Consider the following 11,953-nt stretch of genomic DNA (forward strand, 5'->3'; position numbering starts at 1 on the left):
GAGGCCCGTCACTGGCGGATCTCCATGGCGCTGCGCAGGCCGTCCGAGAACAGGTTGAACGAGATCGAGACGATGAAGATCGCCAGCCCCGGCAGCGCCGCCACCGTCGGGTTCACGTAGATCGCGGTGCGGAGCGTGTTGAGCATCAGGCCCCATTCGGGCTCGGGCGGGCGCACCCCGAGGCCGAGGAAGGACAGGCCCGAGGCCAGGATCATCGAGACCGAGATCAGGCCGGTGGAGTAGACGAAGATCGGCCCGACCACGTTGCCGAGCACCTGCACCCGCATGATCGTGAGCGCCGAGGCGCCGGACAGCCGGGCGGCGTCGATGTAGTCGCGCGCCCGGATGCCGGTGGTGACGCTCTCGGAGATCCGCGCGATCTGGGGGACGAACACGCAGGTCAGCGAGACGATGGCGTTGAAGATGCCGGCCCCGAGCGCCCCCGACAGCGCGATGGCGAGCAGCACCGAGGGGAAGGCGAAGAACACGTCGATGGTGCGCATCAGGATCGTGTTGGTCCAGCCGCCGACGTAGCCGGCCACGATCCCGATCGACGAGCCGATCACGAAGGCGATCAGCACCGGCGTCACGCCCATGAACAGCGACAGCCGCGCGCCGACCATCAGGCGGCTCAGCATGTCGCGGCCGAGCTCGTCCGAGCCGAGCCAGTAGGTCGCGTCGCCGACGGGCTTCAGGCGGCGCAGCATCGAGCCGCGATACGGGTCCATCGGCGTGATCCACGGCGACAGGATCGCGACGACCACGATGGCGAGGATCACCGCGCCGGCGGTGATCGCCACCGGGTCGCGCACCAGGCGGTGGCCAACATGGCCCCAGTAGCCGCGGGAGGCGACGAAGGCGTCGGGCTCGACTTCGGACGCCGCGGGGGCGATGCCCCCGTCGAGGGCCATGGTGGCGGCGGTGACGGGTGCTGTCATCGGATCAGGCCCGCTCGATGCGCGGATCGAGTGCGGTCTGCATCACGTCCACGAGGAGGTTGAGGGCGACGAAGAACATCGCCAGCACGAGGATCGAGCCCTGGAGCAGGGGGAGGTCGCGCTGGAAGATCGCGGCGTTGAGCAGGAAGCCGGTGCCGGGCCAGGCGAACACCGTCTCGATCAGGATCGAGCCGCCGAGCAGGTAGCCGAGCTGCAGGCCCATGATCGCGAGCGCGGTCGGCGCCGCGTTGCGGACCACGTGCTTGAACACCCCGACCTCGTCGAGGCCCTTGGCGCGCAGGGCCTCGACGAAGTCCTGGGCGAGGATGTCGGCGACGAGCGCGCGCACGGTGCGGGCGATGATGCCCATCGGGATCACCGACATCGTCACGGCGGGCAGGATGATGAAGCGCAGGTGCTCGAAGTCGGGCCGCCAGTTGCCGGAGCCGTCCGGCCCCGCCCCGGTCGGCGGCAGCCAGCCGAGGTTGGCCGAGAACACGATCACCATCACCATGCCGAGCCAGTAATGAGGCACCGAGACGCCGAAGACCGAGATCGCGGAGGCGACCCGGTCGAGGATCGAGTTGCGGTGATAGCCGGCGACGAACCCGAACAGGGTGCCGAAGGTGAAGCCGATCAGCGTCGCCACCGAGGCGAGGATCAGGCTGTTGACCACCGCGCGGGTGACCTCGCCGAGCACCGGCCGGCCGGTGGCGATCGAGACGCCGAGGTCGCCGTGCAGCACGTGCCAGAGCCAGATCGCGTACTGCACCGGCAGCGGCTTGTCGAAGCCGTAGGCGGCGCGCATCTCGTCGATGGTCGCCTGCGTCGCGTCCGCCGGCAGGATCGCGCTCAAGGGATCGCCCGGCGCGAGGTGGACCAGGAGGAAGCAGACGAGGCTCACTCCGAACGCCACCGGCGTCACGGCGACGAGGCGCTTGAGGATGTAGAGCAGCATCGGATTCGGGTTTCCTTGTTCCGATCCCAGGTCATGATGCGCGAAGCGCCCTCCCCCGCTTCAGGGGAGGGAAGAGCCGTGGTTCACTTCCCCGTCGCCATGGTGATGTTCGAAAAATCCTGGAACCAGTTCTGCGCCTGGACGAAGCCCTTCACCTTCGGGCTCATCGCCCGCGGGTTCACGTCGTGGGTGATCATGATGAACAGCGCGTCGTCGACGAACTTCTCGTGGACCTTCTCCAGCACGGCCGTCTGCTCGGCCTTGTCGAAGGTGTTGCGGACCTGGTCGAACAGCTTGTCCATCGCCGGATCGCAGTAGTAGCCCCAGTTGGTGCCGTTCGGCGGGGCGAAGTTGCACTGCAGGTGCCGGATGAAGCCGGTGAAGGGGTCCTGGATGAAGTACGAGTAGTTGATGCCCGTCACGCCGCGCGAGATGTCGGCCTTGGCGCCGGCGCGCCAGATGTTGATCAGCGTGTTCCACTCGACCACCTCGTAGTCGACCTGGATGCCGACCTCGGCGAGGTTCTGCTGCACGAACTCGTTCATCGGCAGCGGCTGCATCTGGCCCGAGCCCGAGGCCGAGATCGCGATCTTGGTCTTGAGCGGCTTGTTCGGGCCGTAGCCGGCCTCCGCCAGCAGCTTCTTGGCGGCGGCCGGATCGTACTTCACCTGGAAGGTCGGGTGGCCGAACCACTGGTGGCCGGGCGGGAAGAAGCCGGTCGCCGGCACCGCGAGGCCGCCGAGCAGCTCCTTCAGGCCGTCCCGGTCGATGGCGAGGTTGGCGGCCTTGCGCACGCGGACGTCGTTCCAGGGCGAGCCCTCGACGCGGGACAGGTGCCAGGTCCAATTGTGGGGATAGGTGTTGGTGACGATGGTGAAGCCGGCGCCCTTCAGCGAGGCGACGGCGTCGGGCGCGGGCGCCTCGATCCAGTCGACCTGGCCGGAGCGGAGCGCCGCGACGCGGGCGTTGGCCTCCGGCAGCGGCACCAGCACGAGCTTGTCGAGCTTCGGGACCCGAGCCTTGTCCCAGTACTCCTTGAAGGGGACCATCTCGGCGCGCTCGCGGGGGGCGAACAGGGTCAGCTTCCACGGGCCGGTGCCGGACGGGGTCTTGGCGAAGGCGTCCCAGGACTTGCCGAGCTTCTCCCACTGCGCGGGCGAGGACATCATCACCCAGGCGATCTGGTAGGGCAGCGTCGCGTCGGGCGCCTTGGTGACGATCTCCACGGTCGTCGGGTCGACGACCTTGTAGCTCGCGACCGCCGGGATGCGGGTGCGCCCCTGCGCCGACTGGCGCGGATCGTATTGCGGGCTGTCGTTCTTCAGCAGCTTGTCGAGGTTCCACACCACCGCGTCGGCGGTGAAGTCGGAGCCGTCGTGGAATTTCACGCCGGGCCGCAGCTTGAACGTCCACTTGGTCTTGTCGGCGGCGTCCACCGCCCAACTCTCGGCCAGCCCCGGCACGAGGTCGGAGGGCTTGGTCGCCGAGGACAGGTCCCAATTGATGAGCCCGTCATAGACCGTGTAGCCCATGAAGCGCATGCCCTCGCCGCCGTTGTCGGCTTGGCCGGTGGTCAGCGGGATGTCGGAGGCGGTCATGCCGATCCGCAGCGTGCCCTGGGCCATCGCGGCCTGGGCCGACAGCATCAGGGAGCCGGCGAAGGCCGCGCGGGCGGTGAAGGTCTTCATCGAGCGGAACGGCATGTCGGGCGGGGTTGCTCCGTGGGGCGGCCACCCGTGACCGGGCGCCGCAGAGGACGCCCGGCTCCATGCAAGCGCGCGGCCAGACCGGCCGGAAGCCCTGATTGTTTATTCAGGCGGGCGGGGCCGCCCTACCCGTCGATCAGGCTCACGTGGGCGGCGACCACCCGCCAGCCCTCGGGAAACCGCACCCAGGTCTGGCTCTGCCGGCCGACCCGCCCCGGCGCGCTCGCACGGAAGAACAGGGTCATCGCGGTGGCGAAATCGCGCCCGTAGGTGGTGATCACCGTCTCGGACAGGGTCCGCTCCAGGCCCACGGGCGAGCGCGCCCGGCGGAAGGCGCGGATCGCGTCCATGCCGTAGAGGTTCTCGCCCCCGCCGTAGCGGATGGTGCGGGGGTCGTCGCGGAACAGCGCCTCGAGCACCGGCACGTCGTTCGTCGTCAGCGCGGTTTCGTAGGCGCGGAACGCCGCCTCGACCTCGGCCTTCACCTCCCAATCGTCGATCACCATCAGACCAGCTCCGCGATCGGGGCGCGGACGGTGCCGAGCCGTTCGAGCACCCGCGCCACCCGCAAGGCCACGTCCTCGCGCCAGGGCGCGGCGATCACCTGCACCCCGAGGGGCAGCCCGCCGTCGAGCCAGACCGGCACCGCCGCCACCGGCAGGCCGATGAACGAGATCGGCTGCGTGAACACGCCGATGTTGGCCCGCACCGGCAGCGAGACGCCGTCGAGGGTGAAGTGCGTCTGGCCGCGCGGCGGCGCCCGGCACGGGGTGGACGGCGCCAGGATCACGTCCACGTCCGCGAACAGGTCGGCCACCGCGCCGCGGTACCAGCGGCGGAAGCGCTGCGCCCGCTCGACGAAGGGCGCCGGCAGCATCGCCCCGGCGATGAGGCGGTCGCGCACCGCCGGATCGAAATCCTCCGGCCGGGTCCGGAGGCGGTCGAGGTGGAGCGCCGCGCCCTCCGCCGCGGTGATCAGGTAGGCCGCCGCCCGGGCGCGGGCGGCTTCCGGGATCTCGACGACCCGCGTCGCGGACAGCGCCCGGGCCACCACCTGCACCGCCGCGAACGCCTCCGGGTCGCCGCCGCGCGCGAAGTAGCCCCCGGCCACGGCGATCCGGAGGTCGCCGAGGCCGGAATCCAGCCCCGGCAGGACCGGCTCCGCCGGACGGGCCGTCGCCACCGCGTCGTCCGGGTCGAGACCCTGCATCGCGTCGTAGGCGAGCGCCAGGTCGGCGACGCTGCGCGCCATCGGCCCGAGGTGGTCGAGGCTGTTGACGAACGGGAAGCTGCCGGCCCGGGTCAGGCGGCCGTAGGTCGGCTTCAGGCCGAAGCAGCCGCAGAAGGCCGACGGTACCCGGATCGAGCCGTTGGTGTCGGAGCCCAGCGTCAGCGGCACGAGGCCGGCGGCGATCGCCCCGCCCGAGCCGCTCGACGAGCCGCCGGTCATGTGGCCGGCCCCGTGCGGGTTGCGGCTGTCGCCGTCGTGCACGTTCTCGCCGGTGAAGTCGTAGGCGTACTCGCCCATGTTGAGCGCGCCGACGAGGATCGCGCCCGCCGCCTCCAGGCGGCGCACCAGGGCGCCGTCGCGCCCGGCCGGCGCCCGCTCGCGGTTGATCTTCGAGCCCGCCCGCGTCGGCAGGCCGGCGCAGTCGATCAGGTTCTTCACCGCGAAGGGCACGCCGGCGAGCGGCCCCGGCGGCGTGCCGGCGGCCGTCCGCGCATCGAGGGCGTCGGCCGCGGCCAGCGCCCGGTCGGCGGTCACGTCGGTGAAGGCGTTGATCGCCGGGTCGATCCGGGCGATCCGCGCCAGCGCGGCCTCGATCACGGTGCGCGCCCGGACACGCCCCTGCCCGACGCCGGCGGCGATCGAACCGGCCTCGGCCCGGCTCCAGTCGGTGCTCTGCTCCATCGCCTCAGGCCTCGAAGACCGGGGCGGCCTCGGCCTCGTCGGGCAGCGGGAAGCCGCCGACGAGGTCGGCTGCGGCGGCCAGCACCCGGAGGTTGGCCGTCACCGGCGCGACCCAGGCGGGATCGAGGCTCAAGCCGAGAAGTGCGGCGCTGGCGGAGGCGAAGGCATCGAGATCCGGCAGCGGTGCGTCGCGGGTCGTCATCGGGCATCCTCATCGAAAGGGCGTGGGCCGAGCGGGGCAGGGTCGGCGGGCAAGGGTTGCGCCAAACCCGGCGCGTAAGGGGCTTAGTATCGCGCCTGCCCATTTCGCAGGCATGATCCGATCGAGCGGATTTGCCTATTTTATAATCATTTGGCTGACGCTGCGCATCATGCGGGCGCAGATCGATCAATCGGGGCCGAGGGTCACCGGCCCGATGGCGGCGAACACGCAATCCTCCGGCGTGCCGTCCTCGTGCACGAGCATCGCGAAGGTGCCGGGGGTCGAGAGCGTCGTCAGGTGCGCGTGCCAGGCCCCGGCGCGGTAGTTGACGCCGGCATGCCCCGGGACCCGGAAGGCGCGGATCGCGGATTCGTCGGGCCGCCCGTCGCGGTCGGGCGCCACGACGACGAGGTAGGCCTCCACCGCCAGCGGCAGGAAGGCCTGGCTCGAATGGGGATGCCGCTCCAGGCGGGTCAGGGGCATCAGGCCGGCGAACGGCTCGCTGCGGATCAGGGCGAGGTTGGCGGCCACGCCCACGCGAAAGTTCTCGATCGGGCTCGCATGGTCCTGCCGCGGCCCGCTGTCCGGTGCGACCAGCAGGTCGGCGAAGGGCCGAAGGGCGGCCTCGTCCACCGGTTCGATCGGGATCGTGCGCATCGGCGGTCCTGGTTTCACGGCTTTCCGGCGCCGCGCCGAGGGGGCACGGCGGGCGCCGGCTTCAAGCGGGATTCGGGCCGGATCCCGCGGGCGGGGTTGACGGCGGCCCCGGCCGCGTCCTTGCGTCGAGGGAGCCTGGCGACCACCCGAGCAGATCCGTTGACCGATTCCCGCGACCCTGCCTACCCCCGCGACCTCGTCGGCTACGGCCGCAACCCGCCTCGGGCCGACTGGCCGGGCGAGGCCCGCGTCGCGGTGCAGATCGTGCTGAACTACGAGGAGGGCGCCGAGAACTGCATCCTGCACGGCGACCCCGCGTCCGAGGCGTTCCTGTCCGAGATCGTCGGCGCGCAGCCCTGGCCGGGGCAGCGCCACATGAACATGGAATCGCTCTACGAGTACGGCTCGCGCGCCGGGTTCTGGCGGCTGTGGCGGCTGTTCACGGCCCGCGGGATACCCGTCACCGTGTTCGGCGTGGCGCATGCGCTGATGCGCAACCCGGAGGCCGTCGCGGCGATGCGGGAGGCCGAGTGGGAGATCGCCAGCCACGGCCTCAAGTGGATCGACATGCGCGACGCCTCCCGCGCGGACGAGGCGGCGGCGATGGACGAGGCGATCCGCATCCACGCGGCGGTGACGGGGACGAGGCCCGAGGGCTGGTACACCGGCCGCTCCTCGGTCCACACCCTGGAGCTCGGCCTGGAGCGCGGCTTCACCTACCTGTCGGATTCCTACGCCGACGACCTGCCCTACTGGCTGACGCAGGCCGGGCGCAACGGCCTCGTGGTGCCCTACACCCTCGACGCCAACGACATGCGGTTCGCCAGCCTCCAGGGCTTCAATTCCGGCGACCAGTTCTTCGCCTACCTCCGCGACAGCTTCGACGTGCTCTACGCCGAGGGTGCGACGGCGCCCAAGATGATGTCGGTCGGCCTGCATTGCCGCCTCGTCGGCCGGCCGGGGCGGATGGCGGCGCTCGCCCGCTTCCTCGACCACGTCGCCGCCCACGACCGCGTCTGGCTCGCCCGCCGCCTCGACGTCGCCCGCCACTGGATCGCCCGCCATCCGGCGCCGTGACGGCCCGGTTCGTGCTCCCCCGCCGGGAAAGCCCCCCTTCGAGAGACAGCCCATGACGACGACCACCATCGACGGCCGCACCCTCACCGCAGCGGACGTGCTCGCGGTCGCCCGCCCCGACGCCGCCGGCCACCGCGCCGAGGCGGTCCTGGACGAGGGCGCGCGAAAGAACCTCGTCGGCGCGCGGGACTACATCGACGCGCACTTCATGACCGACGACGCGCCGCTGATGTATTCGTTCAACACCGGCGTCGGCCTGTTCAAGGACCAGCGCGTGCGCATGGACGAGATGCAGGCCTACCAGCGGCTCACCGTCTACGCCCACGCCACCGGCATGGGCGAGCCGTTCGACGCGGAGGCGGTGCGCGCCACCATGCTGCTGCGCGCCAACGCCTTCGCCTCGAACTTCTCCGGGCCGCGCGTCGCCGTCGTCGACCGGCTGCTCGCCTGCCTGAACGCCGGGATCGTGCCGGTGATCCCGTCCAAGGGTTCGGTCGGGGCGTCGGGCGACCTCGCGCCGCTGGCACACCTGGCCGGGGCGATCTGCGGGTTCGCGGAGGCCGAGGCCTATTACGAGGGCCGCCGCATGCCGGCCCGCGAGGCGCTGACGCTGGCGGGCCTTCCGGCCGAATTCCCCCTGGAGGCCAAGGACGCCTCGGCTCTGATCAACGGCTCCACCGTGTCGCTCGCCGTCGGCGTGCTGGCGCTCGAGGACATGAAGCGGGTGCTGAAGGCCGCCGAGGTCGCGCTCGCCCTGACGCTCGAGGCGTTGCGGGCGGAGAAGGCCGCCTTCGATCCCCGCGTCCACGCCGCCCGCCCGCACAAGGGCCAGGCGGCCTCGGCCCGCAACGTGCTGCGGATGATCGGCGATTCCGAGCGCTGCACCGAAGGCGCCCGCGTCACGGTGTTCCCCGACGAGGCCCGCGCGCCCGGCCAAGCCCCGCCGCCGCGGGTGCAGGACGTGTACTCGCTGCGCTGCGCGCCGCAGGTGCACGGGCCGGTGCGCGAGGCGCTGGCCTACGTCGACGGCATCATGGGCACCGAGATCAACGCGGCCACCGACAACCCGCTGATCTTCGCCGACGGGGCCGACCACTACACCTGCATCTCGGCCGGGCACTTCCACGGCGCCTACGTGGCGCAGGCGATGGACCTGCTCGCCATCACCGCCACCGACCTCGGCTCGATCTCGGAGCGGCGGCTCGCGCGCCTCGTCGACCCGACCATGAGCTACGGCCTGCCGCGCAACCTGCTCGCCGGCAAGAAGGGCCTCAACACGGGCTTCGCCACCGTGCAATGCACGATGTCGGCCCTCGTCATGGAGAACCGGACCCTGTCGATGCCCGGCTCGGTCGACTCGATCCCCGGCAAGTCGAACGCCGAGGACCACGTCTCGAACTCGACCTGGTGCGCGCGCAAGGCCCGCACCATCGTCGCCAACGTCGAGACCATCGTCGCCGGCGAGATCCTGATGGCCTGCCAGGCGCTCTCCCTCGTTGCCGACGTGGCCCGGGAGCATCCCCTCGGCTCCGGCACCCAGGCGGCGCTGGACGCGGTGCGCAAGGTCATCGCCCCGGCCCTGTCCGGCGACCGCTGGTACCAGAGCGAGATGGAGGCCGCGCTCGCTCTGGTGCGCTCGGGGGCGGTGGTCGCGGCGGTGGAGGCCGCGGTCGGCCCGCTGGAATAGGCCCCGCGGCCCGCGACCGCATCGGCGCCACAATCGGGTCGCTGGATCGGGCGGGAACGAGGGGGATTCGATCGTGCGCCCTGCCCTTGGCGCGTCCTGTCTGACGCTCGCGACGCTCCTGGCCGTCGCGCCGGTCGCAGCCCGCGCGGCGCCGGCGACCGACGCCGCACTTCGCGACGCCGCCTTCCTCGATGCCCTGACCTGGGGCGTCTCGCCCGCGAGCCATGCGGAGCTGCGCGCCAAGGGCCGCGAGCGCTGGCTCAAGGAGCAGCTTCATCCCCTCGTAAGCCCGCGCCTGCCGGAGGCCGCCCAGGCGCAGGTCGACGCGCTCGCGCCGAAGGGCACGCTGATCGAGCGGATCTCCGCCTTCGACGCGCAGGCGAAGGCCGCCAACGCCGAGCCCGACCCGGAGGCGCGCAAGGCCGCGCAGCAGGCCTACCAGGCGGCGCTGTCGGCCACGGCCCGGGACGCCGCCGCGGCGACGATCCTGCGGGCGCTGGCGAGCCCCGACCAGCTGCGCGAGCGCATGACCTGGTTCTGGCTCAACCGCTTCAACGTCCACCAGGGCAAGGCGAACCTGCGGGCGATGGTCGGCGACTACGTCGACGCGGCGATCCGCCCGCACGCGCTGGGCCGCTTCCGCGACCTGCTGGAGGCGACCCTGCGGCACCCGGCGATGCTGCGCTACCTCGACAACGCCGACAACGCCGCCGGCCATCTCAACGAGAACTACGCCCGCGAGCTGATGGAGCTGCACACAATGGGCGTCGGCTCCGGCTACACGCAGGGCGACGTCGAGGCGCTGGCCCGCATCCTCACGGGCGTCGGCATCGACGCCCGCCCCGAGGACCCGAAGCTGAAGCCGGAACGGCAGGCCGACCTCGTCCGCGCCGGCCTGTTCGAATTCAACCCGAACCGCCACGATTACGGTGACAAGGTCTTCCTCGGCCACGCGATCCGCGGCCGCGGCTGGCCGGAGGTCGTCGAGGCCCTCGACCTGATCGCCCGCGCGCCCGCCACCGCGCGGGCCGTGTCGGCGGCGCTCGCGACCTATGTCCTGGGGGCCCCGCCCCCGGACGCCCTGGTGGCGCGGCTGGCGCAGGTCTTCACCCGCAGCGACGGCGACATCGCCGCCGTGCTCGACGCGCTGGTCCACGCGCCCGAGTTCGCGGCCTCCCTCGGGGGCGGGTTCAAGGACCCGGTCCGGTACGTGCTCTCGGCCGTGCGCCTCGCCTACGACGACCGGACGATCCGCAACACCCTGCCGGTCCAGGGCTGGCTCAACCGCCTCGGCGAGGGCCTGTTCAACCGCTCGACGCCGGACGGCTACCCGCTCGGCGCCGCCGCCTGGAACGGGCCGGGGCAGATGACGACGCGCTTCGAGATCGCCCGGCAGATCGGGTCGGGCTCCGCCGGCCTGTTCAAGCCGGCCCCCGGCCTGCCCGATGAGCCGGCCTTCCCGCTCCTCCAGAACGGGCTGTACTTCTCGACCCTGTCGGCGACGCTGGGCGCCCCGACCCGGGACGCCCTCGCCCGCGCCGTCTCCCCGCAGGACTGGAACACCCTGTTCCTGTCCGCCCCCGAATTCATGCGCTGAAGGCCGCCCATGGACCCGCGCGACCCGCACCGCCGCCACCTGATCCGAGCCTCCCTCGCGCTCGGGCTCGCGACCGTCGCCGGCCGGGTCTGGGCCGCGCCGAAGGCGGATGCGCGCCTGCTCGTGGTGTTCCTGCGGGGCGCCTACGACGCGGCCAACGTCGTGATCCCGACGGGCGGCGACTTCTACTACCGCGCCCGGCCGACCCTCGCGGTGGCGCGGCCAAACCCGGCCAACCCCGCGGCGGCCCTGGCGCTCGACGCCGACTGGAGCCTGCACCCGAGCTTGCGCGACACGATCCTGCCGCTCTACGCGAAGGGGCAGGCCGCCTTCGTGCCGTTTTCGGGCACCGACGACCTCACGCGCAGCCATTTCGAGACCCAGGACACGATCGAGCTCGGGCAGACGGTCGGCGCCGCCCGCGACTACAATTCGGGCTTCATGGCGCGGCTCGCCGCCGAGCTGACGCGGGTGCGGCCGATCGCCTTCACCGAGCAGATCCCGCTGATCTTCCGCGGGCCTGAGACGGTGCCCAACATCGCGATCAACGGGGTCGCCAAGCCCGGCGTCGACGCGCGCCAGGCCGGGCTGATCACGGCGATGTACCGCGACACGCCGCTTGGCGCGGCGGTGGCCGAGGGGTTCCGCGTGCGCGACGCGGTCTACCAGTCGGTCTCGGAGCATCAGGCCGAGGCGGATCGCGGCGCCGTCTCGCCGAAGGGCTTCGAGCTCTCGGCCCGGCGCATCGGCCGGCTGATGCGCGAACAGTTCAACCTCGGCTTCGTCGACGTCGGCGGCTGGGACACGCACGTGAACCAGGGCGCGGCCACCGGCTACCTCGCCGACCGGATCGGCGAGCTCGGCCGCGGCCTGTCGGGCTTCGTCGAGGAGGTCGGCCCCGTCTGGACCGACACGGTGGTGGTCGTGCTCTCCGAGTTCGGCCGCACCTTCCGCGAGAACGGCAACCGCGGCACCGATCACGGGCACGGCAGCGTCTACTGGGTGCTGGGCGGCGGGGTTCGCGGCGGCCGCATCGCCGGGCCGCAGGTGCGGTCCGACGAGGCGCACCTGTTCCAGAACCGGGATCACCCGGTGCTCACCGACTACCGCAGCCTGCTCGCCGGGCTGCTGCGGCGCCTCTACGGGCTCGATCCGGCGAGCCTCCGGCGGGTGTTCGCGGACGCGGCGCCGGCCGACCTCGGGCTGGTCTGATCCGCGG

The 11,953-nt window shown here is 72.0% G+C and carries 10 protein-coding genes and 1 pseudogene; 4 read left to right on the top strand and 7 right to left on the bottom strand.

Annotation, left to right across the window (positions count from 1 at the left end; translation table 11 throughout):
• Window positions 1-8: 8 nt before the first annotated feature.
• The 7 genes from MFF13_RS13395 to MFF13_RS13425 form a co-directional block, all read right to left on the bottom strand.
• Complete coding sequence (locus MFF13_RS13395; protein WP_147754529.1) at window positions 9-938, bottom strand: ABC transporter permease; 930 nt, start codon at window positions 936-938, stop codon at window positions 9-11.
• Window positions 939-942: 4 nt separating this feature from the next.
• On the bottom strand, window positions 943-1,896 hold the full coding sequence (locus MFF13_RS13400) for an ABC transporter permease (RefSeq protein ID WP_147754528.1): 954 nt from the start codon (window positions 1,894-1,896) through the stop codon (window positions 943-945).
• Between the two features lie 83 nt (window positions 1,897-1,979).
• Window positions 1,980-3,584 carry an ABC transporter substrate-binding protein gene (locus MFF13_RS13405; RefSeq protein ID WP_373322535.1) on the bottom strand — a complete coding sequence of 535 codons (1,605 nt, stop codon included), beginning with the start codon at window positions 3,582-3,584 and terminating at the stop codon, window positions 1,980-1,982.
• A 143-nt stretch (window positions 3,585-3,727) separates the two neighbouring features.
• Complete coding sequence (gene hpxZ, locus MFF13_RS13410; RefSeq protein WP_147764366.1) at window positions 3,728-4,108, bottom strand: oxalurate catabolism protein HpxZ; 381 nt, start codon at window positions 4,106-4,108, stop codon at window positions 3,728-3,730.
• Complete coding sequence (locus tag MFF13_RS13415; protein ID WP_147831377.1) at window positions 4,108-5,514, bottom strand: AtzE family amidohydrolase; 1,407 nt, start codon at window positions 5,512-5,514, stop codon at window positions 4,108-4,110. Before MFF13_RS13415 ends, hpxZ begins: the two co-directional genes overlap by 1 nt.
• A 4-nt stretch (window positions 5,515-5,518) precedes the next feature.
• A complete protein-coding gene (locus MFF13_RS13420; RefSeq protein WP_147753853.1) occupies window positions 5,519-5,716 on the bottom strand; it encodes a DUF4089 domain-containing protein in 198 nt (65 codons plus the stop codon).
• Window positions 5,717-5,902: 186 nt separating this feature from the next.
• Window positions 5,903-6,373: an ureidoglycolate lyase gene (locus MFF13_RS13425; RefSeq protein WP_238272305.1), complete on the bottom strand. Its 471-nt coding sequence runs from the start codon at window positions 6,371-6,373 to the stop codon at window positions 5,903-5,905.
• A gap of 159 nt (window positions 6,374-6,532) precedes the next feature.
• Between MFF13_RS13425 and puuE the strand changes: the two are divergent.
• The 4 genes and pseudogenes from puuE to MFF13_RS13445 form a co-directional block, all read left to right on the top strand.
• A pseudogene (gene puuE, locus MFF13_RS13430) lies at window positions 6,533-7,444 on the top strand (allantoinase PuuE); the annotation flags it as partial.
• A 58-nt stretch (window positions 7,445-7,502) separates the two neighbouring features.
• Window positions 7,503-9,137: an HAL/PAL/TAL family ammonia-lyase gene (locus tag MFF13_RS13435; protein WP_147753850.1), complete on the top strand. Its 1,635-nt coding sequence runs from the start codon at window positions 7,503-7,505 to the stop codon at window positions 9,135-9,137.
• A 73-nt stretch (window positions 9,138-9,210) separates the two neighbouring features.
• Entirely contained in the window at window positions 9,211-10,734 is a 1,524-nt protein-coding gene (locus MFF13_RS13440; RefSeq protein WP_373322533.1) for a DUF1800 domain-containing protein, read from the top strand.
• A gap of 9 nt (window positions 10,735-10,743) precedes the next feature.
• The gene (locus MFF13_RS13445; RefSeq protein WP_147831369.1) at window positions 10,744-11,946 is read left to right on the top strand and encodes a DUF1501 domain-containing protein; all 1,203 of its coding nucleotides are present in this window, start codon (window positions 10,744-10,746) and stop codon (window positions 11,944-11,946) included.
• The last annotated feature ends 7 nt before the right edge of the window (window positions 11,947-11,953 follow it).

The sequence above is a fragment of the Methylobacterium cerastii genome (genome assembly GCF_022179125.1).
In the GTDB taxonomy this organism is placed as follows: domain Bacteria; phylum Pseudomonadota; class Alphaproteobacteria; order Rhizobiales; family Beijerinckiaceae; genus Methylobacterium; species Methylobacterium cerastii.

Excerpts from the sequence above, each read along its gene's own strand:
- MFF13_RS13445 (WP_147831369.1), top strand. The coding sequence starts at position 10,744 with ATGGACCCGCGCGACCCGCACCGCCGCCACCTGATCCGAGCCTCCCTC.
- hpxZ (WP_147764366.1), bottom strand. The coding sequence starts at position 4,108 with ATGGTGATCGACGATTGGGAGGTGAAGGCCGAGGTCGAGGCGGCGTTC.
- MFF13_RS13400 (WP_147754528.1), bottom strand. The coding sequence starts at position 1,896 with ATGCTGCTCTACATCCTCAAGCGCCTCGTCGCCGTGACGCCGGTGGCG.
- MFF13_RS13420 (WP_147753853.1), bottom strand. The coding sequence starts at position 5,716 with ATGACGACCCGCGACGCACCGCTGCCGGATCTCGATGCCTTCGCCTCC.
- MFF13_RS13435 (WP_147753850.1), top strand. The coding sequence starts at position 7,503 with ATGACGACGACCACCATCGACGGCCGCACCCTCACCGCAGCGGACGTG.
- MFF13_RS13405 (WP_373322535.1), bottom strand. The coding sequence starts at position 3,584 with ATGAAGACCTTCACCGCCCGCGCGGCCTTCGCCGGCTCCCTGATGCTG.
- MFF13_RS13415 (WP_147831377.1), bottom strand. The coding sequence starts at position 5,514 with ATGGAGCAGAGCACCGACTGGAGCCGGGCCGAGGCCGGTTCGATCGCC.
- MFF13_RS13395 (WP_147754529.1), bottom strand. The coding sequence starts at position 938 with ATGACAGCACCCGTCACCGCCGCCACCATGGCCCTCGACGGGGGCATC.
- MFF13_RS13425 (WP_238272305.1), bottom strand. The coding sequence starts at position 6,373 with ATGCGCACGATCCCGATCGAACCGGTGGACGAGGCCGCCCTTCGGCCC.